General features: G+C 68.7%; 18 protein-coding genes. 14 read left to right on the forward strand and 4 right to left on the reverse strand.

Annotated elements, in window-relative coordinates; translation table 11 throughout:
* Positions 1 to 205 precede the first annotated feature (205 nt).
* Complete coding sequence (locus HDA45_RS23880) at positions 206 to 958, reverse strand: enoyl-CoA hydratase (protein WP_184898850.1); 753 nt, start codon at positions 956 to 958, stop codon at positions 206 to 208.
* 13 nt (positions 959 to 971) lie between these two features.
* Positions 972 to 1,418 (reverse strand): Lrp/AsnC family transcriptional regulator, encoded by a 447-nt coding sequence (locus tag HDA45_RS23885; protein ID WP_005151923.1) that lies wholly within the window; start codon positions 1,416 to 1,418, stop codon positions 972 to 974.
* 74 nt (positions 1,419 to 1,492) lie between these two features.
* Between HDA45_RS23885 and ddaH the strand changes: the two genes are divergently transcribed.
* From ddaH to HDA45_RS23900, 3 genes are all read left to right on the forward strand, one after another.
* A complete protein-coding gene (ddaH, locus tag HDA45_RS23890; protein WP_184898852.1) occupies positions 1,493 to 2,335 on the forward strand; it encodes a dimethylargininase in 843 nt (280 codons plus the stop codon).
* Between the two features lie 91 nt (positions 2,336 to 2,426).
* Complete coding sequence (locus HDA45_RS23895; protein WP_184898854.1) at positions 2,427 to 3,083, forward strand: polysaccharide deacetylase family protein; 657 nt, start codon at positions 2,427 to 2,429, stop codon at positions 3,081 to 3,083.
* Positions 3,084 to 3,199: 116 nt separating this feature from the next.
* Positions 3,200 to 3,877, forward strand: a complete 678-nt coding sequence (locus HDA45_RS23900) for a glycoside hydrolase family 75 protein (protein WP_184898856.1) — start codon at positions 3,200 to 3,202, stop codon at positions 3,875 to 3,877.
* Between the two features lie 477 nt (positions 3,878 to 4,354).
* Here HDA45_RS23900 and HDA45_RS23905 read toward each other — a convergent pair whose 3' ends face one another.
* Positions 4,355 to 5,764 (reverse strand): carboxypeptidase-like regulatory domain-containing protein, encoded by a 1,410-nt coding sequence (locus HDA45_RS23905; RefSeq protein ID WP_184898858.1) that lies wholly within the window; start codon positions 5,762 to 5,764, stop codon positions 4,355 to 4,357.
* A gap of 279 nt (positions 5,765 to 6,043) precedes the next feature.
* Here HDA45_RS23905 and HDA45_RS23910 point away from each other — a divergent pair, with 279 nt between their 5' ends.
* The 11 genes from HDA45_RS23910 (at position 6,044) to HDA45_RS23960 (ending at position 22,319) form a co-directional block, all read left to right on the forward strand.
* Complete coding sequence (locus HDA45_RS23910) at positions 6,044 to 7,360, forward strand: nucleotide sugar dehydrogenase (RefSeq protein WP_184898866.1); 1,317 nt, start codon at positions 6,044 to 6,046, stop codon at positions 7,358 to 7,360.
* Positions 7,341 to 8,528 carry a glycosyltransferase family 4 protein gene (locus HDA45_RS23915; protein WP_184898869.1) on the forward strand — a complete coding sequence of 396 codons (1,188 nt, stop codon included), beginning with the start codon at positions 7,341 to 7,343 and terminating at the stop codon, positions 8,526 to 8,528. Before HDA45_RS23910 ends, HDA45_RS23915 begins: the two co-directional genes overlap by 20 nt.
* A 150-nt stretch (positions 8,529 to 8,678) precedes the next feature.
* A complete protein-coding gene (locus tag HDA45_RS23920; protein ID WP_184898871.1) occupies positions 8,679 to 9,959 on the forward strand; it encodes a YveK family protein in 1,281 nt (426 codons plus the stop codon).
* The gene (locus HDA45_RS23925) at positions 9,956 to 11,716 is read left to right on the forward strand and encodes a Wzz/FepE/Etk N-terminal domain-containing protein (protein ID WP_184898873.1); all 1,761 of its coding nucleotides are present in this window, start codon (positions 9,956 to 9,958) and stop codon (positions 11,714 to 11,716) included. Before HDA45_RS23920 ends, HDA45_RS23925 begins: the two co-directional genes overlap by 4 nt.
* Positions 11,717 to 11,731: 15 nt before the next feature.
* Positions 11,732 to 13,639 (forward strand): asparagine synthase (glutamine-hydrolyzing), encoded by a 1,908-nt coding sequence (asnB, locus tag HDA45_RS23930; RefSeq protein ID WP_184898875.1) that lies wholly within the window; start codon positions 11,732 to 11,734, stop codon positions 13,637 to 13,639.
* A gap of 7 nt (positions 13,640 to 13,646) precedes the next feature.
* On the forward strand, positions 13,647 to 15,827 hold the full coding sequence (locus HDA45_RS23935) for a Gfo/Idh/MocA family oxidoreductase (protein ID WP_184898877.1): 2,181 nt from the start codon (positions 13,647 to 13,649) through the stop codon (positions 15,825 to 15,827).
* Positions 15,827 to 17,764: a heparinase II/III family protein gene (locus tag HDA45_RS23940; protein ID WP_184898879.1), complete on the forward strand. Its 1,938-nt coding sequence runs from the start codon at positions 15,827 to 15,829 to the stop codon at positions 17,762 to 17,764. The genes HDA45_RS23935 and HDA45_RS23940 overlap by 1 nt, the downstream gene beginning before the upstream one ends.
* A complete protein-coding gene (locus tag HDA45_RS23945) occupies positions 17,761 to 19,290 on the forward strand; it encodes a right-handed parallel beta-helix repeat-containing protein (protein WP_184898881.1) in 1,530 nt (509 codons plus the stop codon). Before HDA45_RS23940 ends, HDA45_RS23945 begins: the two co-directional genes overlap by 4 nt.
* Before the next feature lies 1 nt (position 19,291).
* Complete coding sequence (locus HDA45_RS23950) at positions 19,292 to 20,509, forward strand: O-antigen ligase domain-containing protein (protein ID WP_184898883.1); 1,218 nt, start codon at positions 19,292 to 19,294, stop codon at positions 20,507 to 20,509.
* Positions 20,506 to 21,687: a glycosyltransferase gene (locus tag HDA45_RS23955; protein WP_184898885.1), complete on the forward strand. Its 1,182-nt coding sequence runs from the start codon at positions 20,506 to 20,508 to the stop codon at positions 21,685 to 21,687. Before HDA45_RS23950 ends, HDA45_RS23955 begins: the two co-directional genes overlap by 4 nt.
* On the forward strand, positions 21,684 to 22,319 hold the full coding sequence (locus HDA45_RS23960; protein WP_184898886.1) for a phosphatase PAP2 family protein: 636 nt from the start codon (positions 21,684 to 21,686) through the stop codon (positions 22,317 to 22,319). Before HDA45_RS23955 ends, HDA45_RS23960 begins: the two co-directional genes overlap by 4 nt.
* Here the strand turns inward: HDA45_RS23960 and HDA45_RS42430 are convergent.
* Positions 22,303 to 23,253, reverse strand: a complete 951-nt coding sequence (locus HDA45_RS42430; protein ID WP_343072137.1) for a hypothetical protein — start codon at positions 23,251 to 23,253, stop codon at positions 22,303 to 22,305. The genes HDA45_RS23960 and HDA45_RS42430 overlap by 17 nt on opposite strands.
* Between the last annotated feature and the right edge of the window lie 61 nt (positions 23,254 to 23,314).

Genomic DNA, 23,314 nt, shown 5'->3' on the forward strand with positions numbered 1-23,314 from the left:
TCACAGGTGCCGTGTCCCGAGGCTAGTCCTCGGCACACTTCCCAGGTTGCCGTATGAACGGCCTGGACCTACTCCTCGAGTGTCCTGAGCTCGTCGCTGAGCGGGGGTTATCCGGTTTATCTGTTACCGATGGTAACGGTTAACGATCCGACTCGATTGTGAGCCGTATCTCCTTAGAGGGTAGTGAAGTCCGGTAGAGGAACGGTCATTGGCCGGTCATGGACGCCCTCAGCCTGGCGAGCCGCTCGGCGAACGCGGGTGCGGTGAGTGACGTCAGCTGCGGCTCGATCTCGGCGTCGACGGCGGCCGAATGGTCGGTCAGTGAAGCGGTGTGCCGAAGCGTGCGCTTCGTCGCCAGAAGGACGTCGCGCGGGGCGTCGACAGCGGGTTTCGCCAGTTCAAGGGCGGCTTCGAGCAGATCTCCTTCGACGAGCCGGAGCGCGAGCCCGGATTCGACAGCGGCTTCGGCGCCGACGATCTCGCCGAAGAGTGTCATCGCGGCGGCCTTCTGCGGGCCGACGAGCCGTTGGATCATCCACGTCATCCCGCCGCCGGGATGGATGCCCAGATCCAGAAATCTGGCCACGAACTTCGCCCTCGGTCCCACGATGCGGACGTCCGCGGCGAGCGCGAGGTTCAGTCCGGCGCCCACCGCGGCACCGCCGACGGCGGCGATCGTCGGCAGGGAACAGCGGGCTATCGAGAGGAAGCCGTCGTAGATCGCGCGGAGTCCGTCCTCCCGCGCCCCGGCGAGCGTGTCCAGGTCCGCGCCCGCGCAGAAGGCCGGTGGCGTGCCGGTGACGACCACGGCGTGGACGCTCTCGTCGGCTTCGGCGCGTGCGACGGCCTCGGCCAGCTGGGCGGACAGGTCGAGGGTCAGGGCGTTGCGGGTCTTGGGCGCGTCGATGGTGAGCACCGCGACTCCGCCGTCATGGCTGGAGAGGATCTGATCGGTCACGGTGCCGAGGGTTTCACGCTTCGGGGGTCGGCGGGCGTTCCAGCAACCGGGAAAGGACGACGGTCGAGACCGTGCGGTCGACGATCTCCAGCCCGCGCAGCCGCTCCAGCGCGGTCTCCAGATGGTGGATGTCCGACGCGCGCAGATGGACGATCGCGTCTGCCGCGCCGGACACCGTGTAGGCCGCGACGACCTCCGGCAACGGCTCCAGCCGGGCGCGGATCCGGGCCGGGGTGATGTTGCCGTTGCAGGTCATCTCGACGAACGCCTCGGTGCCCCAGCCCAGCGCCTCGGGGTCGACGACCGCGGTGAACCCGCGCAGGACCCCGGTTTCGAGCAGTCTGTCGACCCGCCTCTTCACCGCGGGCGCGGACAGTCCGACGACTTTCCCGATGTCGGCGTAGCTGGACCTCGCGTTGGCCATCAGACATGAAACGATTCGCTGGTCGATGGTGTTCACACGCAATGTTTAGCAGGTATACGCGCAGCGAACAGCGATTGATTGCGGAATTAGGTGAGCCTTACCCTTCGTGTATGCCGGTACTAGAGCAGCCCCGTGTGCCCACGACGCGCCGCTACCTCATGTGCCCGCCGCGGTACTTCGCGGTGGATTACGTCATCAACCCGTGGATGGACCCGTCCGTCCCGGTCAGCGTCGACACCGCGATGGCGCAATGGACCGAACTCCGGGACACCTACCGACGCCTCGGCCACACGGTCGAGGAGATCGACGCCCAACCCGGCCTGCCCGACATGGTGTTCGCCGCGAACTCCGGCACCGTCGTCGACGGCCGTGTCCTCGGCTCCCGGTTCCGCGCCCCGCAGCGCACCGCCGAGGCCGAGCACTTCCGCCGGTGGTTCGTCGAGCACGGCTACCGCGACATCACCATGCCCGAGAAGATCAACGAAGCCGAAGGCGACTTCGCCTGGACCGGCAAGGTCCTGCTCGCCGGCACCGGCTTCCGCACCGACCCCGCCGCGCACGCCGAAGCGCAGGAGGTCCTCGGCGTCCCGGTCGTCTCGCTGCGACTGATCGACCCGAGCTACTACCACCTCGACACCGCGCTGTTCGTGCTCGCCGAAGCCACCGACGTCACGCCCGCTCAGATCGCCTACTACCCGGAGGCGTTCTCGGCCGGGTCGCGGAAGGTGCTCGCGCGGATGTTCCCGGACGCGGTAATCGCGAACCGGGCCGACGCGGAATGCTTTGGGCTGAACGGGGTGTCCGACGGCCGCAACGTCGTCCTGCCGGTCGAAGCGACCGAGTTGGGGGCGCGGCTGACCGAACGCGGCTACGAGGTCGTCTTCCTGGACATCTCCGAGCTCAGGAAGGCGGGCGGCGGCCCGAAGTGCTGCACCCTGGAGATCCGCAAGTAATCCGTTCGTGGACACCTTGCACGATCATGTAACTACTCCATTCGCCAACTCGATTAATCGGGAAACACACTCGGTCCCGAATGAGGCGCGGATGGTGATCCTGGCGATTGGCGGCGTGGGCAGGCCCGTGCGCGCGCTGGATCCAGGCGAAGACGAAACATGGGTGACCGTCGAACAGTTCGAGCGGGTACTCGACGCGGTGGCCGGACGTGAAGACGTCGGGCTCACCTTCGACGACGGCAACTCCTCCGACGTCGAGATCGCGCTCCCCAGGCTGGTGGAGCGCGATCTCACGGCGGAGTTCTTCCCGCTCGCGGGCCGGATCGGCCAGCGTGGCTTCGTCGACGCCGACGGCTTGCGCGAGCTGGCCGAGGCGGGCATGACGATCGGCTCGCACGGCTGGGAGCACCGCGACTGGCGGCGGCTCGACGCCAGGCACGCCCGGCGCGAACTCGAAGTCGCGCCGAAACTGCTCGCCGACTTGAGCGGGAAGCCCGTGCGCGCGTACGTGCCGCCGTTCGGCGCCTACGACCGGCGGGTCCTCGGGAGGCTTCGGCGTTCCGGCGCGACGAGGATCTACGCCGCCGAAGGGGGCGTGGCGTCGCGCGATGGTTTGGTGCGCCCGCGGACCAAGGTCGGGTACGACGTCGATCAGGACTGGATCGACAGCGTGCTCGGTGATCGGGACGGCCTGTACCGCCGAGCGGGACGGGTGATGGCGCGAGTCTCCAGGCTTGTCCGCTTTTGACCGGTTTTCGTTGCGTAGTGGGAAAACAACACCCCGTCAGCCCTTGAGAACGGTCACTGACGGCTGCATTCTGGGCGCCCTCGATAAGAAGCCTTATTAACTAAGGGGTGCACGGTATGCGGAAGTTGCTCCTGTTCTCGGCGATGGTGGTGGCCGCAGGACTGGCCCCCGCGGCGACGGCCGTGGCCTCGACGGCCCCGGTCGCCGTCCAGGCGGGTCCGACGGCTCAGCAGTTGCTGGCGAAGACCACCAGCTGCAAGCAGGTCTCGAACGGCAAGTACAAGACCGACGACGAAACCGGCCGGACCATCGCGGTCTGCGACGCGGGCGGTGCCGTGTTCTGGAAGGCCGACATGGACATCGACTGCGACGGGCAGCCGACCGCGCGGTGCAACAAGGACACCGACCCGTGGTTCCAGGACGGCACGGCGTTCCCGCGTTCCGACGGCAAGGCGCTCATCGCCGACCAGACGCCCTACATCGTCGTGCCGAGCGTCAGCAGCACGTGGAACTTCGGGAACTCGGGGCTCAAGGGCGCCGGCTCGTGCGCGGTGATCTACAACAACAAGGTGCTCTACGCCGTCATCGGTGACACCGGGCCGAACGACATCATCGGCGAAGCGTCTTACGCGGCGGCGAAGGCGTTGGGCATCAACCCGGATCCGGCGAACGGCGGCGTCGACTCCGGGGTCACCTACATCTGCTTCAAGAACTCGAAGGTGTCGCCGATCGAAGACCACGCGAAGTCGACCTCCGTGGGGGAGGGACTGGCGGCGAAGTTCGTGCAGGGCTGACGGCGGCCCCCGCGGCGGCCGCCGGTCCGTGAAGGCCTCCTTCCCTACGCTCAAGGTAGGGAAGGAGGCCTTCATTTGTTTACCTACGTCTGACCTGCGCGTAGCTGGCGGCTCGATCTGTTCGGGGATCGACGGTGGAGGATTTGGGACGTTCAACGTCCCAAATCCTCCACCGTCGCGCGAGTCACCCTGGTTGATCGAGGCAGTGTCGGTCACGACCTCGTGGCCGACGACCGAGCGAGGAACATTCCGGACGTTCAACGTCCTGAAACCTCCACACCCGGACCCACACACCAGCAGGTCAGCAAACACAAGCCCGTTAAGGAGGCCTTCACTACCTTCGTCTGACTTGCGTGAGGACGGTGGTTGCGCGGGTCCATCCGGCCACGCCAGTGGGCAAGCAAATCAGGGGGTCGCCAAGGAGGCCTTCACGGACTTCAGGCGATCAGGGTGCCGAACCGTGGCGGGTCTCGTGAGTCACCGCGGTTCCAGCAGCATCGACCACTCCCAGCCGTAGGGCGGGGCGACGTGGCGGAGGGTCGACTCGTTGACGGCCTTCCAGCCGCCGGCCGCACGGAACACGTACTCGCCGACGGCGAGACCGGGGAAGGTCGCGAAGCCCTTGGCGTCGGTCCTGGCGAGCGAAACCAGCCTGTTGTCCTTTGTGGACACGGTGACGGTGGTGTTCGCCAGACCTTCACCGTCGTCCGGTCGCCAGTTGTGGTTCTTGTCGACCCAGGCCTGGCCGCGGGCATCGGCACGTTTGCCGGGGACCTGGGCTTCGGCCGACACCCAAGGCCCGTTCAGGTAGGTCTTGCCGCTGAAGTTGCAGTCGAGATAGGTCCTGCCGAAGTACGGCGCCTTCTCGGCCACCTGGCCGGTCAGGGTGAGGACCAGTCGCTGTCCCGGGGCCAGCGTGCCCGCCTGCGCGGGACCGAAGGCGCCCCACTGCTCCTGCGGGATCTTCAGATCGATACCGGTGCCCTCGCGATCCTCACAGGTCGCGTAGAGGCCGGAGAGCGGGTACGCGCCAGTGTTCGTGAGAGTGACTGTCGCCTTGGCCGCCTCTCCCGGCGCGTAGCGCGCCTTGTCGAGCTCGATCTTCGCCTGAAGGTCCTTTTCGAGCGGCTGCCTGCCTTGGACGCTCAGGTTCTGGTACTTGCCGCTGCCGTCCAGGCGCATCACGTTGTCGTCCGGCAGCATCCAGCCGTCGGGAACGTCCCGGAAATAGAGGACCCGATGGGATCCGACGGGGACGGCGTCGAAGGCGAACCGTCCGGCTGAGTCGGTGATCACCGACAGTTCCTGGGGCATTCCGAAACTGCCCACCCGCGCCGTGATACCGGCCAGTTCCTCCCCGGGGGAAAGCACGCCGTCGCGGTTCTTGTCCCCGTACACCTGACCGGCGACGCGTTCGGTGGTCTCCGGTGGGACCAGGTTCACCGGGACGTCGGCGCCGTTGTCCGTGCGGTCGGTGTCCACCGGGGTCAACACGCTGAGCCGCACCACGGGATTGCCCGGTTCAACGGCCCAGATCCTGCCGGTCAGGCGATAGGTCCGGCTTTCGCCCGCCAGGAAGGACGTTCCGGGGCCGTCGAAGTTCAGGTCGCCCCAGGTGTTCGTCTCGAAGCTGTAATGGGGGCCGGAATAGGTGCTCCCCTGCGCCCGGACCTCGGTCGCCGTGGTGTCGCCGATGTTGGTGATCGTCAGATCGATCGGAATGGTCTCGTCCCGGAGCCAGCGCCCGTCCGGCACGGCCGCTGTGATCTTGAGGTTCGGGCCGGGATCGGCGTACGCGGGCACAGCGGCCATCGTTCCGGCGAGGGTGAAGGCCAAGGTCATCGCGCCGACAGCGCGAAGCGATCTTCCGGGCAGGGTTCTTCGCATCGGTATTTCCCCCAAGTCACGCGTGATGCGGCGGCCGTCCTCGTGACGGATCCCCCCACGACGTGCGTCGTTGACGAAAGCGACCCTAGGGCAAAGACGGCGGACCGAACACTCACGAGATCGTTACGCGCCGCCTGTAGCGTTTCGCGCCCCTCGAGCGATGAGTAATTCCCTTGCCGCACAGGCATTCCGCCAAAAGCAGGCGACTTGTGGACGGCGGTAACGAACCCGGTCCGTCCGCCGACCAACGGGCAGCGAATGCGGCTGGAGGAATTCACCATGAAGATCAGTGTCTTCGGGCTCGGTTACGTCGGTTGCGTGTCGGCGGCGTGCCTTGCCGGACGCGGGCACGAGGTCGTCGGGGTCGACGTGAACCCGGTGAAGATCGACCTCATTTCCGGCGGCAAGGCGCCGGTGGTCGAGGAGCGGATCGGGGAACTGACCGCGGAGGTGGTCGCGCAAGGCAAGCTGAGAGCGACCACCGACGTCAGACAGGCGGTCGCGGACAGTGAAGTCTCCCTGATCTGCGTCGGTACCCCGTCGGCGCCGAACGGCAGCCTGTCGACGGCGTTCCTGGAGCGCGTGGCCGAGGAGATCGGCGAGGCGCTCAAGACCAAGGCCGAGCGCCACACCGTCGTCTTCCGCAGCACGATGCTGCCGGGCACCTGCCTCGACCTGCTCGTCCCCATCCTCGAGAAGGCGTCCGGCCTCACCGCCGGCGTCGACTTCGGTGTCGCGGTGAACCCCGAGTTCCTGCGCGAGGGCAGCAGCGTCAAGGACTTCTTCGACCCGCCCAAGACCGTCATCGGCCAGCTCGACGCGGCCAGCGGCGACGTCGTCGCGGCGCTCTACGAAGGGCTTCCCGGCGAGGTCTTCCGTGTCGCGATCCCGGTGGCCGAGATGACGAAGTACGCCGACAACTCCTTCCACGGGCTCAAGATCGGTTTCGCGAACGAGCTCGGCGCCATCTGCCGTGCCCTGGGGCTCGACTCGCACCAGGTGATCGACGTCTTCCTCGCCGATCGCAAGCTCAACATCAGCCCCGCCTACCTCCGCCCCGGGTTCGCTTTCGGCGGCTCGTGCCTCCCCAAGGATCTGCGCGGCCTGGTCTACGCCGCGCACCGCGCGGACGTCGCCGTCCCGATCCTTTCGCACGTGCTGCCCTCCAACGACGAACACCTCCAGCGCGCCTTCGATCTGGTCGCGCGCACCGGGAAACGGAAGGTCGGGCTGTTCGGCCTGTCCTTCAAACCCGGCACCGACGACCTCCGGGAGAGCCCGCTCGTCGAGCTCGCGGAGCGCCTGCTCGGCAAGGGGTACGACCTGCGCATCTACGACGCCAACGTCAGCCTTTCGCGGCTGATGGGCGCGAACCGCGAATACATCGAGGGCAGGCTGCCGCATCTCGGCCAGCTGCTGGCCGGTTCCATCGACGAGGTCCTCGACCACGCCGAGGTCTCCCTCATCGGCTGCAACGACCCGGACGTCCTCGCGGCGCATCCGGTGGGCGGCGGCCGCACCATCATCGATCTCGTCCGCGTACCCGATGCTGACAAGCGCCGGGCTGAAGAGGGATATGTCGGTCTTGCCTGGTAAAGCTCTCATCCTCGTCGAGAACCTTTCCGTCCCCTTCGATCGCCGTGTCTGGCAGGAGTGCCAGACACTCACGGGCGCGGGCTGGGAAGTCCACGTCATCTGTCCACAAGGGACCAAACGGGACACCGAGGCCGAAGTCACCATCGACGGCGTCCACATCCTGCGGTACCCGCTGAAGGCCGCCACCGGCGGTCCGGCCGGGTACGTCCAGGAGTACGGCTCCGCGCTGTGGCACACGCTCCGGCTCGCCCGCAAGGTCGGCCGCGTGGACGTCGTGCACGCGTGCAACCCGCCGGACATGCTGTTCCTGGTCGCGCTGTACCTCAAGCGCCAGGGCGCGAAGTTCATCTTCGACCAGCACGACCTCTGCCCCGAGCTGTACCTCTCGCGGTTCAACCGCGGCGAGGACTTCCTGTACCGCGCGGTCTGCGCGCTGGAGCGCCGCACCTACAAGACGGCCGACGTCGTCATCGCGACCAACGAGAGCTACAAGGACGTCGCCGTGAAACGCGGCGGCAAGTCGCCGGAAGACGTCTTCGTCGTGCGAAGCGCGCCCGTGGTCGAACGGTTCCACCAGGTGTCCGCCGAGCCCGAGTTGAAGAAGGGCAAGCCGCATCTGCTCGCGTACCTCGGCGTGATGGGCCCGCAGGATGGCGTCGACTACGCCCTGCGCGCGCTCGCGTCCTTGCGTGACGAGGTCGGCCGCACCGACTGGCACGCCGTGTTCATCGGCTCCGGCGACGCCTTCGACGCCATGGTCGCGCTGTCCAAGGAACTGAAGCTCGACGACCAGGTCGAGTTCACCGGCCGGATCTCCGACGAGGACCTGCTGCGCTACCTGTCCTCGGCCGACGTGTGCCTTTCGCCGGACCCCCTGAACCCGCTCAACAACGTGTCCACCATGAACAAGATCATGGAGTACATGGCGATGAGCCGCCCCATCGTCTCCTTCGAACTGCGGGAAGCCCGGGTTTCGGCCGGAGAGGCTGCGCTGTACGCACCGGCGAACGACGAGCCGGAGTTCGCGAAGCTGATCGCGCATCTGCTCGACTCGCCGGAACAGCGGGCCGAGATGGGCGAGCTGGGGCGGGCGCGCGTCGCCGGCCCGCTCTCTTGGGAGAACTCCCAGAAAGCCCTGCTCGCGGCCTATGCGGCCGCGGTCCGTTGATCGACTTCCCGGTCGCGTTTTGAACAAGACTCGGGCAATCCTGTAACCAACTCCGCGGTCTCTCCGACGGGGTTGGTGATACGCCGTCTGCGGCGGTGCCAGGCACCGATGGGAGATCCCGGTTTGACTGACGACACGGTGCGCCTGTCCATGATCGGACAGGTTTTGCGCGGGCGATGGCGGACCCTGGTGGTCCTCGCCGTCCTCGGTGCCCTGGTCGGGGCGGGATCGTCGGTGATCCTTTCTCCCGGCTACCGCACCTCGTCCAGCGTGCTGCTCCAGGGCCCGCGCGAGGCGGACGAACTGCTCACCCAGGCCGAGGTGGCGACCAGTTCGGTCGTGCTCGACCGGGCCGCCGCCGTACTCGGTGACGGCGAGACCGGCGCCGACCTGCGGGACAAGGTGGCCACGTCGGTCGCACAGGGCAATGTCATCACCATCGAGGCCACCGGTGACACCGCCGAACAGACGCAGCGGATGGCCGATCGGCTCGCCCAAGAGTTCGTGAAGTACTCCACGCAGATCATCGCCGGTTCCGGCGACGCCGCGGTCCAGCTGGCGCAGGAACGCCGCGAGACGCTGCGCCAGCAGGTCGCGCAGACGAACCAGCGGATCAGCGAGCTCTCCACGAAGGTCAACGAAGGCAAGACGACCGTGGAGAGCGTCCAGCTCCGCACCGAACTGCAAGGCCTGCGCTCGTCGATCGAATCGGCGATGTCCAGCCTGAACGCGGCCGACACCGCGAGCGGCCTCGGCAACATGGTCGTCCTGGGTTCGGCCGAGCTGCCGTCCGCGGCGGCGGCGCCCACCTTGCCGCAGCTCGCCCTCGGCGGCGCGGCGCTGTTCTTCCTGATCGGCCTGTTCGGGCACCTCTTCACCGCCCGCACCGACCGGCGGCTGCGGGACGAAGAGGAGATCGCCGCGGCGATCGGCGGCCCGGTGCTGGCCGTCTTCGACGTCGTGGACGAGCGGCCCGCCGCGACCACCCTGCGGGCCAAGCTCCTGGGTGACGACAGGCCGTGGAACACCCCGCGCGTCGACGTCTTCGCCGACGAGGTCGACGCCGACGTCCACTACCGGCGCCTGGTCTCCCGGCTCCCGCACCGGCGGTTGCTCGTGCTGACCGCCGACGGCGACCACGCCGGGCAGGCGGCCGCCGAGCGGATCGCCGCTCTCTCCGACCGCTGGTTCACCGTGACGACCGTGTCCCCGGTCCGGCCCGTCGTCGAAGACGCCGACGCGGAAGGAGTCCTGGTCGTGTCGGGCCTCGGCTCCCGGTCCGACTGGGAGCTGGTCGGGATCGCCGAAGCCGTCGCCGACGCGGGCCTCGCCGTGGTGGGCATCGTGCTGGCCCGCCCGGTCCGGCCGACCCGCACCCGATCCGGCGCCTCCACCCCCACCGACCACGAAGCACTGGCAGGTACAGCGTGACCAGCGCCGAAAAAACGAAGTCCGAGCCGCTCATCGACCTGCAGCGGCTGGTCGTCTCGGTCCGGAGACGACGACGGCTGTGGCTGGCCACCGCCCTGCTGGGGCTGATCGCCGGCGGGCTGGTCGCGATGCTCCTGCCGTCGCCGCCGACCGCGGTCGCGCAGATCCTGGTCATCCACCCCGACGACTCGCCGACCGACAGCGGAACGCTGATGCGGACCGACGTCGCCGTGCTCCAGACGACGAAGATCGCCACCGAGGCGCTCAAGAAGCTGAACAGCACCCAGACCCCGGAGGAGTTCCTCAAGGACTACGAGGGGCTGGGCCTGACGAACAACGTTCTCCAGCTGACGGTCAAGGGCAAGAGCAAGGACGAGGCGCTGGCCCGCGCGCAGGCGATCTCCGACGCCTTCATCACCGAGTACATCGCCCGCAACCAGGCGGCCGCGGCGGCGACCCAGAAGGCCCTGCTGGACCAGCGCAACCAGGCCCAGACCGAGCTCACCTCGATCGAAGGCGCGATCGTCACCGAAGAGGCCAAACGCGGGAACGCCAACCCGGCCCAGCTGGAGCGGTTGTACTCGCGCCGGGCGGAGCTGAACTCGAAGATCTCCGACTACGACGGCCGCGCGCAGGAGGCGGGCATCGGCACGCCGAAGGTCGCCGCCGGGACGCAGATCGTGGACGCGCCGCGGATCCTGCCGCGTTCGCTGCTCAAAACCCTCGCCACCGACGCCGGGATCGGGTTCGCGCTGGGACTGCTCGCCGGGCTGGCGCTCGCGGCCATCACGAGCGTGGTGAAGGACCGTCCGGTGTTGCGCCGCGAGCTTTCGCGGCACCTCGGCGCTTCGGTGATCGCGCAGCTGCAGAGGCCGCCGCGGCTCCTGCTGAAGTCGCGTGCGGCGAGCCGCCGGAAGCGGGTCGCGGCGACGCTGGTCCGTGCCGTCCGCCAGGAGGGCGGTTCGGTGTCGGTGCTCGACCTCGGTGCCCGCGACGTCACCGCCGCGCTCGCCGTCGACATGGCGCTCGAGCTGGCGGAGAAGGGGCCGGTCTCGCTCGTCGACGACCTGCCGAAGGCGAAACTCCGCGAGCTGGCGGGGGAAGGCCCCATCCAGGTCCTGGACCGCGGCGACGCGCCGGTGGCCGGCAGGGAACGCCGGATCGGCGTCGGCTCGATCGAGCCCGGCACGGCGTGGACCGACCTCGGATTCCTCGGCGAGGAGACGATCCTCGTCGTCCGCACCGGGTACGCGAACACCGAATGGCTGCACACCGTCGCGCGGCAGCTGGCCGACAGGCGCATCCCGATCATCGGTGTCGTGGTGGTGGATCCCGATCCGCGCGACCACACCGACGGAACGTTGTGGGACGGCCTGCACACCGCGTTGCGCGGCCGTGCCGGTGTGGTCCCGGAGCCGCTGCCCGTGCCCGCGCGACCGGTGGCGCCCGCCCGCCCGGTCGTCGAGCGCAAGGCCGTGCCCGAGCGCAAGGCCATGCCGGAGCGGCGCCCGAGGCCCGCGCCGAAGCCGGTCGAGATGTTCCCCGAGGACACCCCCGTGCGGCGGCTTTCGACGGTGGCGCCGGTCGAGACGGACGCGGAACGCACCGTCGAGCGGGTGCTGGAGCCGCCGCGGGAGAAGAAGAGCGCGCGACGACGGCCTCCGACGCCGTACAAGCGGCCCGAAGACCACGACAACGCGGATCAGCCGACAAAACGATTCTCACCTGTGTCACCGGATAACGCCGAAGCCTTGTAAGGGGAGCGAAAGCAGATGTGCGGCATCGCAGGGGCCTACCTATGGCCGGACGGGGGACCGCTCACCGATCGGCTCACCAAGATCATCGCCCATCGCGGACCGGACGGTTCGGGGCGATACGACCACCGCGCGGGTGACGGCGATGTCCATTTAGGACACCGGCGGTTGTCGATCGTCGACCTGACCGAGACAGGCGCGCAGCCGATGGTCAAGGACGGTCTCGCGCTGACCTACAACGGCGAGCTGTACAACTCGCCGGAGCTGCGGAAGGAGCTCGAAGCCGCCGGGGTGCGGTTCCGGGGGACGTCCGACACCGAAGTCCTGCTCGAAGCCTGGCGCAAGTGGGGCACCGAAGGCCTGCACCGGCTGCGCGGCATGTTCGCGTTCGGCGTCTTCGACGAGCGCACGGGTGAGCTCGTGCTGGTGCGCGACCAGCTGGGCATCAAACCGCTGTTCCTGGTGCGCCGCGGCAAGGGTGTCGCGTTCGCGTCCGAACTGAAGGCCCTGGCCACCGAACTCGGTGGCTCGCTGACCGTCGACGACACCGCGCTCGTCGCTTCCCTGCTCTACTACTGGGTTCCGGACGGCCGGTGCGCGTTCAGCGAGGCCGAAAAGCTGCCGCCGGGCAGCTGGGCGCGGTTCCGGCCCAACGGCGACGTCGAACGCGGCACCTTCTGGTCGCTGCGCCAGGTCGCCGAGGAGGGCGCGGCGTACGAAGGAGACTTCGACCTCAACGCCGTCATCGAGGATTCCACGCGCAAGCACCTGATGGCCGACGTGCCGGTCGCGACGTTCCTCTCCGGCGGCCTCGACTCCAGCTACCTGACGGCGCTCGCCGCGCGCGAGCAGCCCGGGATCTCCGCGTACACCATCGGTTTCCGGGCCGAGGACGCGAAGTTCGAGGCGATGCCGGACGACCTCATGTACGCGAAGAAGGTCGCCGCGAAGTTCGGCGTCGACCTGCACGAGATCGAGATCGCGCCGCAAGTCCTGGACCTGCTGCCGCGGATGACGTATCACCTCGACGAGCCGATCGGCGATCCGGCGGCGATCAACAGCTACCTGATCTGCACCGCCGCCCGTGAGGCCGGTGTCAAGGTGATGCTGTCCGGGATGGGCGCCGACGAGCTGTTCGCCGGGTACCGCAAACATCTCGCGAACAAGATCGCCGTGCAGTACCAGCGGGTTCCCGGTCTCGTCCGCCGACCGGTGGAGTCCCTTGTGGACAGACTGCCGGTGGCGACGTCGAAGCGCGGGTTCCGTTCGGTCCGGTTCGCCAAGCGGTTCCTCTCGTTCGCGGAACTGCCGGAGGAGACCGCGTTCCGGCGCAGCTACACGATGTACGACCAGGCCGAGCTCGCCGGGCTGCTGAACCCGGATCTCGCGGGCGCGGTGGACGACGTGATCACCGAGCACGCGGACACCTATCACGACAACACGTTGACCGACTTCGTGAACCGCATGTGCCTCGCCGATTCCCGGCTCTTCCTGCCGGGGCTGAACCTCGCCTACACCGACCGCTCCAGCATGGCTGCCTCCACCGAGGTGCGGACGCCGTTCGTCGACATCGAGGTCGTGAAGGCCGCGTTCCGGATCCCCGGTGACAAGAAGATCGTGAAGCGCCAAGGGAAGATGGCGCTCAAGGAAGCGGCGCTCTCGATCCTCCCCGCCGAGATCGTGCACCGGCCGAAGGGCCTGTTCAGCGCGCCGCTGCGGGCCTGGATGAGCCGCGACCTCGCGCCGCTGGTGCGCGAGGTGACGAACGAAGGTGAATTGGTGAAGGCCGGGTTCCTCCGTCGTGAGGCCCTGCAACGGCTCGTCGACGAAGACGCGTCCGGGCAGCAGGACCGGTCCAAGCATCTCTGGCACATCTTGACCCTCGAGTACTGGTACCGCGGCGCCGTTTCGGCCCGATCCGCTTAGGAGCGACGTGAAGCAGGTAGTGCAGAACTACAAGAGCGGGGAGCTGGCGCTCCTCGACGTCGAAGTCCCCGCGTGCAAGGCGGGGGGTGTGCTGGTCCGCACCGCCTATTCGCTGATCTCCACCGGCACCGAGATGATGAAGGTGTCCGAGGCGAGTCTTTCGCTGGTGGGCAAGGCGAAGGCGCGGCCGGACCAGGTCGCGAAGGTGATGCAGAGCGTCGCGACCAACGGGCTCGGCGCCACCTACCGCAAGGCGATGAACAAACTCGACTCGTACACGCCGCTGGGCTACTCGCTGTGCGGTGTGGTCGAGGAGGTCGGCGCGGGCATCCACGACGTCGCCGTCGGGGACTACGTGGCGTGCGCCGGGAACGAGCACGCGCTGCACGCGGAACTGAACTGGGTGCCCAAGAACCTGTACACGAAGGTGCCCGACGGCGTCGACCCGCGGCACGCCGCGTTCGGCACGGTCGGTTCGATCGCGATGCAGGGCGTCCGCCAGGGCGAACCGCAGATCGGTGACATCGCGCTGGTCATCGGGCTCGGCCTGATCGGCCAGCTGGTCGTGCAGTTGCTGGTCGCCTCCGGGGTCCGCGTGGTCGGCGTCGATCCGGATCCGGCGCGCTGCGCGCTCGCCGAACAGCTCGGCGCGCTCAAATGCGGTGACCCCGGCTCCGGCGTCATCGACACGGCGGTCGCGGAGATCAGCTCCGGGCACGGCGTCGACCAGGTGTACCTCGCCGCGGGCGGCAGCACGAACGAGCCGGTGGAGCTGGCCGCGAAGCTGGCCCGCGACCGCGGCCGCGTGATCGACATCGGCAAGTGCTCGCTGAACCTGCCGTGGAACGCCTACTACGAGAAGGAACTCGACGTCCGGTTCTCCCGGTCGTACGGCCCCGGCCGCTACGACCCGGAGTACGAACTCGAGGGCCGCGACTACCCGATCGGCCAGGTCCGCTGGACCGAGCGCCGCAACCTCGAATGCGTCGTCGACCTGATGGGCAGCGGCCGCCTCGACGTCGAGCCGCTGATCTCGCACATGTCGGACTTCTCCGACGCCGTCGAGACGTACCGGAAGCTGAACGAGGGCGAGCTCAAGGCCGTCGCGGTGCTGTTCGAGTACGAGAAGCGCCCGGCCGCCGTCACCGAACAGGTCACCGCGGTCGCCATGCCGAAGACCGTGACGACCCGGGCGGTGCCCAAGGGCGGCGGCGTACGGGTCGCGTTCATCGGCGCGGGCAACTACGCGTCCTCGATGCTCCTGCCGCATCTGGCGGAGATGGAGCACGTCCACCTCACCGAGGTCGTCACCACCTCCGCGCTCTCGGGCGCGAACGCAAAACGCAAGTTCGGTTTCGCCCGCGCCACCACCGACCTCGACACGATGCTCGACGACTCCTCGATCGACGCCGTGTTCATCGTGACCCGGCACAGCTCGCACGCCGAGCTGACCAGGCGGGCGCTGCTCGCGGGCAAGGCCGTCTTCGTCGAGAAGCCCCTTGCGCTTTCGGAGAAGGAACTCGAGGTCGTGCTCGGCGCGATCGAGGAGTCCGGCAACGACCGGCTGCAGGTCGGCTTCAACCGCCGCTTCGCCCCGCTGCTGAACGAGTCGGTGCTCCACTTCGGCCCGCGCATCGGCCCGGCCTCCGTGCGGTACCTGGTCAACGCCGGTCAGCTCGACGCCGGCAGCTGGTACAACCAGGCCGAAAGCGAGGGTTCGCGGTTCGCGGGAGAGGGCGGTCACTTCATCGACACGGTCAGCTGGCTGCTCGGATCCGACCCGGTCTCGGTGTACGCCACCGCGACGCCCGGTCACCAGGACCTGCAGATCCTGCTGCGCTACCCGGACGGCTCGACCGCGTCGATCGCGTACACCACGAGCGGTTCGTCGGCGTTCCCCAAGGAAACGATCGACGTCACCGCCGACGGCAAGGTGCTGAAGTTCGACGACTTCGCGCGCGCGTCGGTGTTCGGCCGCAAGAAGTGGGCCAGTTCGCGGATCCCCAAGGGCCGTGACAAGGGCCAGGCCGCCGAGCTCGAAGCGTTCGTCAACGCGCTGAAGACCGGTGTCGCGATGCCGGTTTCGGTCGACTCGCTCGTCTCGACGACGCTGGCCACGCTCGCGGTCAACCGCAGCCTGGAGACCGGTGCCGCGGTGCGGATCAACGCCAAGGAGGGTTTGGCCTGATGGATCCGTCCTGGTACCTGCGAAGACTGTCGCGGATGGGGCCCGCCGAGATCGCGGGCCGGGTCACCGACGTCGTGCGCAAACGCCAGTGGCGCGGGGTGGCGGGGGAGAAGGCGGTTTGGCTGCCGGACCGCCGGTTCGCGGCGGTGCCCGGTGACGAGGTCCTCGCCGCCGTTTCCGGTGAAGCGGTGAAGGATCTGCTCGTCACCGCGGACCGCCTGATGGACGGCCACGCCGAGTACTTCGGCGTCGAACGGGACGACCTCGTCGACCCGGATTGGTCGTTCGACCCGAAGACCGGTCGCCGGGCACCGTCCGATGTGTACTCCTTCGACATCCCGTATCGGAGCGAGGAAGCCGTCGGGGACATCAAGCAGATCTGGGAGCCGTCCCGGCACCAGCACCTCACCGTGCTGGCCGCCGCGTACGCCTTGACCGGCGAAGACCGGTACGCCGAGCGTGTCGCCGCGCAGCTGAGGTCGTGGTGGGCGGCGAACCCGCCGATGCGCGGGGTGCACTGGGTCAGCGGGATCGAGCTCGGCATCCGGCTGCTGTCGTGGGTGTGGGTCCGGCGCCTGCTCGACGGCTGGGCGCCCGCCCCGGCGCTGTTCGAGGACAACCCCGTGGCGCTCGGCCAGATCTGGCACCACCAGCGCTGGCTGGCCGCGTTCCCGAGCCGGGGTTCGTCGGCGAACAACCACGTGATCGCCGAGGACGCCGGGCAGCTCGCCGCGGCCTGCGCGTTCGCCTGGTTCCCGGAGTCGGCCCAGTGGCGGGACACGGCACTGGCGTCGCTGGACAAGATGCTGCGGCACAACACCTTCGACTCCGGGATCAACCGCGAACTCGCCACCGAGTACCACGGGCTCGTCCTGGAACTGGGGCTCGCCGGGGCACTCGAGGCGAGGGCCGCCGGTGTCGCGGTGCCGGAGTCGACCTGGCTCGTGCTGCTCCGGATGACCGACGCACTGGCGTCCATTGTGGACAATCGACTGCGGCCGCCGCGGCAGGGCGACGCCGACGACGGCTTCGGGCTGATCGTCGACGGCGACGAGACGAGCCGTTGGGCGTCGCTGCTCAACACCGGATCCGTCCTTTTCGGACGGTTGGACTGGTGGCCGGAGAGGCGCGGCGGAGATGTCCGGACGCCGCTCTTCTCCTCGCTGGCCAAGGACATCGAGGTCCGCGTCCAGCGCCCGGTGCGGCGGCGGGACGACTTCGCCGACGCCGGGATGACCATCCTGCGCGACGGCGAGATCTGGGCCCGCTGCGACGGCGGGCCGCACGGCTTCCTGTCCATCGCCGCGCACGCGCACGCGGACGCGCTCTCGGTGGAGGTCCGGCACGACGGCGTCGACATCCTCGCCGACCCCGGGACCTACTGCTACCACGGTGAGCCGAAATGGCGGTCGTACTTCCGGTCCACGGCCGGGCACAACACACTCGAGCTCGCCGGCACCGACCAGTCCGTCTCCGGCGGTCCGTTCCTGTGGACGAAACACGCCGTCACCACCGTGACCGGGGCCGGGACGCCGTCGCGCTGGAGCGCCGAACACGACGGCTACGCCCCGGCGATCCACCGGCGTTCGGTGGAACTGGAGGACTCGACGCTGCGCATCTTCGACGAGGTCCGCGGTGGTGAGGCACCGCGCTGCCGTCTCGCGTTCCACTTCGGCCCGGCCGTCGAGGTCGTGCTCTCCGGCGGGACGGCGAAGCTGTCCTGGACCGTCGACGGCCAGAGCCGGACGGCTTCACTCGAGCTGCCGCCGGAACTACGGTGGTCGGCGCACCGCGGCGAGACCTCGCCGCCGGTGGGCTGGTACTCGGCCGGGTTCGGCCGCCGCGAACCCGCGTGGACCTTGCTCGGCGGCGGAACCGGCGCCGAGTTCACCACCACGCTCACCTTCGAATCAGGCAACGAGGATCCCCCATTGTGATCGCACGACCGCACCGCCTCCGCCGGGCAGCGCTTCTGGTGCTGCTCGGCCCGCTGACGCTCACCGCCTGCACCACCCCGGCCGACGAGGCCGGGCCGGGACCGGATCCGGCCAAGGCGCCCGCCGGTTCGATCGCGCAGGTGTGCGACAAACTGCCGGCGGGTCCGGCGGAAGCGCCGGCGGGGGCGGTGAAGATCGACCCGGCGGTGCCGGGCGACCTCGCCACGAAGACACGGTCGAGCCCGGCCGGGACGACGTTCTGGCTGGCACCGGGGACGCACAAACTCGGCGACGACCGCTTCGACCAGGTCAACCCGAAGCAGGGCAACGTCTACCTCGGCGGCCCGAACGCGATCCTCGACGGCCGGAAGATCAACCAGTACGCCTTCTCCGGCAACGCCGCCGACGTCAAGATCCAGTACCTGACCGTGCAGGGTTTCGCCGCGCCGCACGACGAGGGCGTGGTCAACCATGATTCGGCCGACGGCTGGGTCATCGAGCACAGCGCCGTCCAGGACAACGACGGCGCGGCGCTGATGGCGGGCGCGCGGCAGCAGGTCCGGGGGAACTGCCTGCGGCGCAACGGGCAGTACGGGATGAACGCCTACGCGCAGAGCAACGGGATCACCGGCCTCGTCGTCGAGGGCAACGAGATCTCCGGCAACAACACCGGCGACTGGGAAAGCAAGATCGACGGCTGCGGCTGCACCGGCGGCATCAAGTTCTGGTCGGTCAACGGCGCCGACATCACCGGCAACTGGGTGCACGACAACCGCGGCGTCGGGCTGTGGGCAGACACGAACAACAACGACTTCCGCATCGCGGGCAACGTCATCGAGAACAACGACGGTTCCGCCCTGATGTACGAGACCAGCTACAACGCCGTCATCACCGGCAACACCATCCGCCGGAACAACTGGGTGGACGGCAAGGGCTACATCGACCGAGGCGACAGCTTCCCGGTGGCGTCGATCTACATTTCCGAATCCGGCGGCGAGCCGAGGGTGAAGGCGCGCACCGACAAACTGGAGATCTCCGGGAACACGTTCGAGAACAACTGGAACGGGGTCACCCTCTGGGAGAACTCCGACCGGTTCTGCAACAGCCCGGCCAACACGTCGTCCGGTTCCTGCACACGGCTGGTCCCCGAACAGGGGAAATGCGCGCAGCCCGCCATCGCGGCGGGCGAGCTGAAAGCGGACTGCCGGTGGAAGACTCAGCGCGTCGAGATCCACCACAACCGGTTCGTGCTCGACCCGGCCGTCACCAACTGCGAGGAGAGCTGCTCGCGGATGGCGATGCTCGCGAACTTCGGCACGTTCCCGGAGTGGTCGCCGTACAAGGGCGAGGTCGTGCAGCAGGCGATCACGTTCGACCAGGGCAACCGGCTCTACGACAACACCTACTCCGGGCCGTGGAACTTCGTGGCGTTCGAACCGAGCCGGGTGCTGGGCTTCGGTGAGTGGCAGGGTTCGCCGTACCGGCAGGACCAGGGCAGCAAACTCGTGCGTGCGGGAGGTGGCTGACATGCTGGAACCCGCGGTCCGGCCCGCGGCGGCGATCCGGGGCATCCCCAAGGCGGCGGGCATCGCCTGGACGCTGCTGATCATCAACACCCTGGGCTCGACGGGCGCGAAGACGGTCATCCCGCTGCCGAGGTCGGTCAGCCAGCTGATCACCATGGGCTCGCTGGGGGCCGCGTTCGTCATCGCGCTCGCCCTGAACAGCAAGCTGCGCATCAGGCCCAGCGCGTACCTCTCCTTGCTCACGTTGTTGCTGGTGCTGAGCATCGTCGCGAGCCTGAACCTCGAAGGCGGTTTCGGCGCGCTGTTCCGCTGCTTCCGGTTCACCCTCTTCCTCAGCACGCTGTGGTTGCTGACCCGCTGGTGGAACGGCGGGCTGGATCTCGTCCGCACGCATATCCGCGCCTACGGCGTGGTGCTCGTGACGGTGGTGATCGGGCTCGCGCTGGGCCCGGGCAACGCGATGCCGTTCGAGTACGGCGGGCGGCTCACCGGGACGCTGTGGCCGCTGACCCCGCCGCAGGTCGGGCAGTACGCGGCCATCGTCATCGGCCTCACCACCCTGTTGTGGCTCAGCGGGAAGCTGGACCGGCGGAACGCGCTCGTCGTCATCATCCCGTCGTTCGGGGTCCTGCTGCTGACCCACACCCGCACCGCGATGCTCGGCCTGGTGGCCGGGACCGTGGTGGCGCTGATCTCGCAATGGATGTCCAGCGCCCGCGCCCGCAAGGTGTTCACCGGACTGGTCTTCGGCGGCGTGTTCGCCGTGGTCGTGCTGGGCGGGCTGCTGCAGACGTGGTTCCTGCGGGGGCAGTCCGAGGAGAACTTCTCCAGCCTCACCGGCCGCGCGAAGGTGTGGGACGCGCTGCTCGGCGCGCCCCGGACGACGCTGGAGTACCTGTTCGGCGTCGGTCTCACCGACAAGTCCTATGACGGGCTCCCGATCGACAGCAGCTGGCTCGCGGTCTACCACGAGCAGGGTTTCGTCGGGATCGCGATCGTGGCGGCGTTCCTGCTCGTGCTGGTGGTGGTCGCGGTGCTGCGGCCGCCGTCACCGGCCAGGGCGTGCGCGATCTTCCTGATCACCTACTGTCTTTCCGCCTCCTACACCGAGGCGGGCCTCGGCGACGCGTCGCCGTACCTGCTGCACCTCGCGCTGGCCGCGTCGCTGCTGGTGCGTGCGCCCGCCGACGAACCCGAGTTTCTCAAGGAGTCCGCGTGAAGGTCCTCGTGATCCACAACCGGTACAGATCCGAGCAGCCGAGCGGCGAGAACAACGTCGTCGACCAAGAGGTCGCGCTGCTGGGCGAGGCCGGGCACGACGTCGGCCTGTTCGAGAAGCGCAGTGACGACATCGCGGAGATGTCCTTGCCGCGCAAGGCCGTCGTCCCGCTCCAGGTGCCGTGGAACCGGGCCGTACGCGCGGAACTGGCCAAGCGGCTGGCCGACGACCGGCCGGACGTCGTCCACATCCACAACACTTTCCCGCTGCTGTCGCCGTCGGTGCTGGCCGCCTGCGCCGACGCCGGGGTCCCGACCGTCGCGACCGTGCACAACTACAGCCTGATCTGCCCTCCCGGCACGCTGTACCGCGAGGGCTACGTGTGCACCGACTGCGTGGGACGCAAGCCGATCCCGGCGGTGCGGCACGGGTGCTACCGCGGCTCGGGGCTCGCGACCGTGCCGATGGCGGCGAGTCTGGTGCTGAACCGCAAACGCTGGTGGTCCGGGGTCTCGCGGTTCTTCTGCATCTCGAAAGCCCAGCGTGAGGTGCTGATCGCCGCCGGGATGCCCGGCGAACGGCTCGCGGTGAAGTACAACTACGTCGCCGATCCGGGCCAGACGCGCAAGGGTGCGGGGGATCATGTGCTGTTCCTCGGCCGGATCACCGCGGAAAAGGGCATCGGCCTGCTGATGACGGCCTGGGACCAGCTCGCCGCGGTGGGCGGCCCCCTGCCGCCGCTGGTGATCGCCGGCACCGGCCCGATGCAGGACGAGGTCGCGCGCTGGGCCCACGGGCGCGACGACGTCCGCTATGTCGGGCTTCAGTCCAAAGAGGAGTGTCGGGACCTGATCGCCCGCTCGAACGCCGTCGTCGCCCCCTCGGAGTGGCTGGAAGCCTTCGGACTGGTCGTGGTCGAGGCGATGGCCGCCGGCGTCCCGACGGTCGCCGCCGCCCACGGCGCCTTCCGCGAACTCGTCGAAGACGGTGTCACCGGCCTGCTGCACGAACCCGGGAACCCCGACTCGCTCGCGGCGCGGCTGCGCGAGATCATCGGCGACGCCGAGCGGAACCAGGAAATGGGCTGGGCGGCCAGACTGGTCTACGAACAGGAATTCACGCCGAAGGTCGGCCTTGAACGACTCGTCGGCGGCTACCAGGCCGCGATCGACGCGTGATCGCGGGTCCTCCGGCGCTCCCGCCACGGGCACGGATCCCGCTCTGGACTCTGGGCGCTTTCGGCTTCCTCGTCGCCCTCGTCCTCGCCGTGCGCTACGCCGGGACCTCCCACACCGCCGGACTGGACGCCCTGGTGCTGCCGGTGATCGACAGGGTCGAGGGACCGCTCTGGTACCTGGCGACCGCGATCGACTTCGCGGGCGAACCGGTGGGCGCGGTCGTCGTCATCGCGCTGTTCGGCTGGCTGTGCCTGCGGCACCGACGGCCGCGGACCGCGATCCTGCTCGTCGCCGCCTCCGGGGTGACCGTGGCGCTGACCACCGGCCTGAAACCCCTGACGGGCAGGCTGATCCACGGCGAGTTCCTCTCGTACCCCAGCGGGCACACGGCCTTCGCGGTGACCGTGGCGACGGTGGTCGCGCTGCTGGTGATCGACGTCCGCGATCTCGGGCCTCTTGCCGGTGCCGGGGTGCTGGTGGGGCTGGTCGCGTTCACAGGACTCGCGATGGGGTGGGCCGAGGTGGCGCTGGGGGCGCACTATCCGACGGACACCTTCGGGGGCTTCGGGGTGGCTGTCGCGGTGGTGCCGGTGGTGGGGTGGGCGGTGGACCGGCTCACGCGACCCGCTTGACGTTCGGGCGAGGCCGGGCTTGCGCGGTCCGGAACGCGGCTCGAAGCTCGCGCTCGACCTCGTCCGGCTCGGTGCGCAACCGGGACGGCAGCGTCTGCAGCACGACGATCCCCGCGGCGACGTACCGGGCGTTGCGGGCGACGGTCGCGCGATGGTCCTCGAGATTCGCGTGATGCCGGTAGGAGTCGATCTCCCACGCGAAGGCGATCTCGTCGCACCAGAAGTCCGGGGTGGCGATGTAGTTCCCGTTCGCGTCGAAGATGGGAACGTTCCACTGGCCCGGCGGGAGACCGGACCTTTGCCAGAGCTCCCAAGCATCGGCTTCGGCGACGGATCTCGCACCGGCCTGGAGCGGGGTCAGGGCCTTGCGGACCAGGGCGGTTCCGGTGCGGCCGGCTTGGTCGAGCTCCTCGGCGAGCATGTCGGTGGTGCAGAAGCGGCGTTGGACGGACTCGGCCATCAGCGCCTGGATCTCGTCTCGGTCGGTGAGTCTTCGGGCGGCGTCGATGACGGCCCGAGGGACGGGCGCGACGGGGAGCCCACCTCGTAGGTGAGGGCGGGGCAACCGGTGAGTCCGCTCCACGCGGGCGAATCCGGCGTTGGCGACACCGCGGTTCGCCGGAATGAGGACATGGACCTCCTCCTGCCGAGGAACCCTTTCCAGGCCGTGCCGCCGGAGCGCCCAAGTGCCGGTGAGTACCGCGTTCTGCCTGGCATGGAGCAGCGCGGCGTGGACGCGGTGCTCGTCGCTTGGTGGACCGTTGCTCAGCAGGACGACGCCGGGTAGCAGAGTTCGCCAGGGCCCGTCCGCCGCGCATCGACGGGAGATGGTCCGGCGTGGCACACCGATCTGTTCGAGATCGGTCGCGCGGACCACTTCCGGCCGGTCCGGAGCGGTGAGCAAGGGGTCGGTTGTCCAGATTCCTCGTCGCACCGGAACATCGTGCGACCGAGCACCGACAATTTTGCTCTCGGCTCGCACGAAAGTACCTTTC

The sequence above is a fragment of the Amycolatopsis umgeniensis genome (assembly GCF_014205155.1).
GTDB classification, from domain to species: Bacteria; Actinomycetota; Actinomycetes; order Mycobacteriales; family Pseudonocardiaceae; genus Amycolatopsis; species Amycolatopsis umgeniensis.

Excerpts from the sequence above, each read along its gene's own strand:
- ddaH (WP_184898852.1), top strand. The coding sequence starts at position 1,493 with ATGCCGGTACTAGAGCAGCCCCGTGTGCCCACGACGCGCCGCTACCTC.
- HDA45_RS23895 (WP_184898854.1), top strand. The coding sequence starts at position 2,427 with ATGGTGATCCTGGCGATTGGCGGCGTGGGCAGGCCCGTGCGCGCGCTG.
- HDA45_RS23900 (WP_184898856.1), top strand. The coding sequence starts at position 3,200 with ATGCGGAAGTTGCTCCTGTTCTCGGCGATGGTGGTGGCCGCAGGACTG.
- HDA45_RS23905 (WP_184898858.1), bottom strand. The coding sequence starts at position 5,764 with ATGCGAAGAACCCTGCCCGGAAGATCGCTTCGCGCTGTCGGCGCGATG.
- HDA45_RS23910 (WP_184898866.1), top strand. The coding sequence starts at position 6,044 with ATGAAGATCAGTGTCTTCGGGCTCGGTTACGTCGGTTGCGTGTCGGCG.
- HDA45_RS23915 (WP_184898869.1), top strand. The coding sequence starts at position 7,341 with ATGTCGGTCTTGCCTGGTAAAGCTCTCATCCTCGTCGAGAACCTTTCC.
- HDA45_RS23920 (WP_184898871.1), top strand. The coding sequence starts at position 8,679 with ATGATCGGACAGGTTTTGCGCGGGCGATGGCGGACCCTGGTGGTCCTC.
- asnB (WP_184898875.1), top strand. The coding sequence starts at position 11,732 with ATGTGCGGCATCGCAGGGGCCTACCTATGGCCGGACGGGGGACCGCTC.
- HDA45_RS23940 (WP_184898879.1), top strand. The coding sequence starts at position 15,827 with ATGGATCCGTCCTGGTACCTGCGAAGACTGTCGCGGATGGGGCCCGCC.
- HDA45_RS23950 (WP_184898883.1), top strand. The coding sequence starts at position 19,292 with ATGCTGGAACCCGCGGTCCGGCCCGCGGCGGCGATCCGGGGCATCCCC.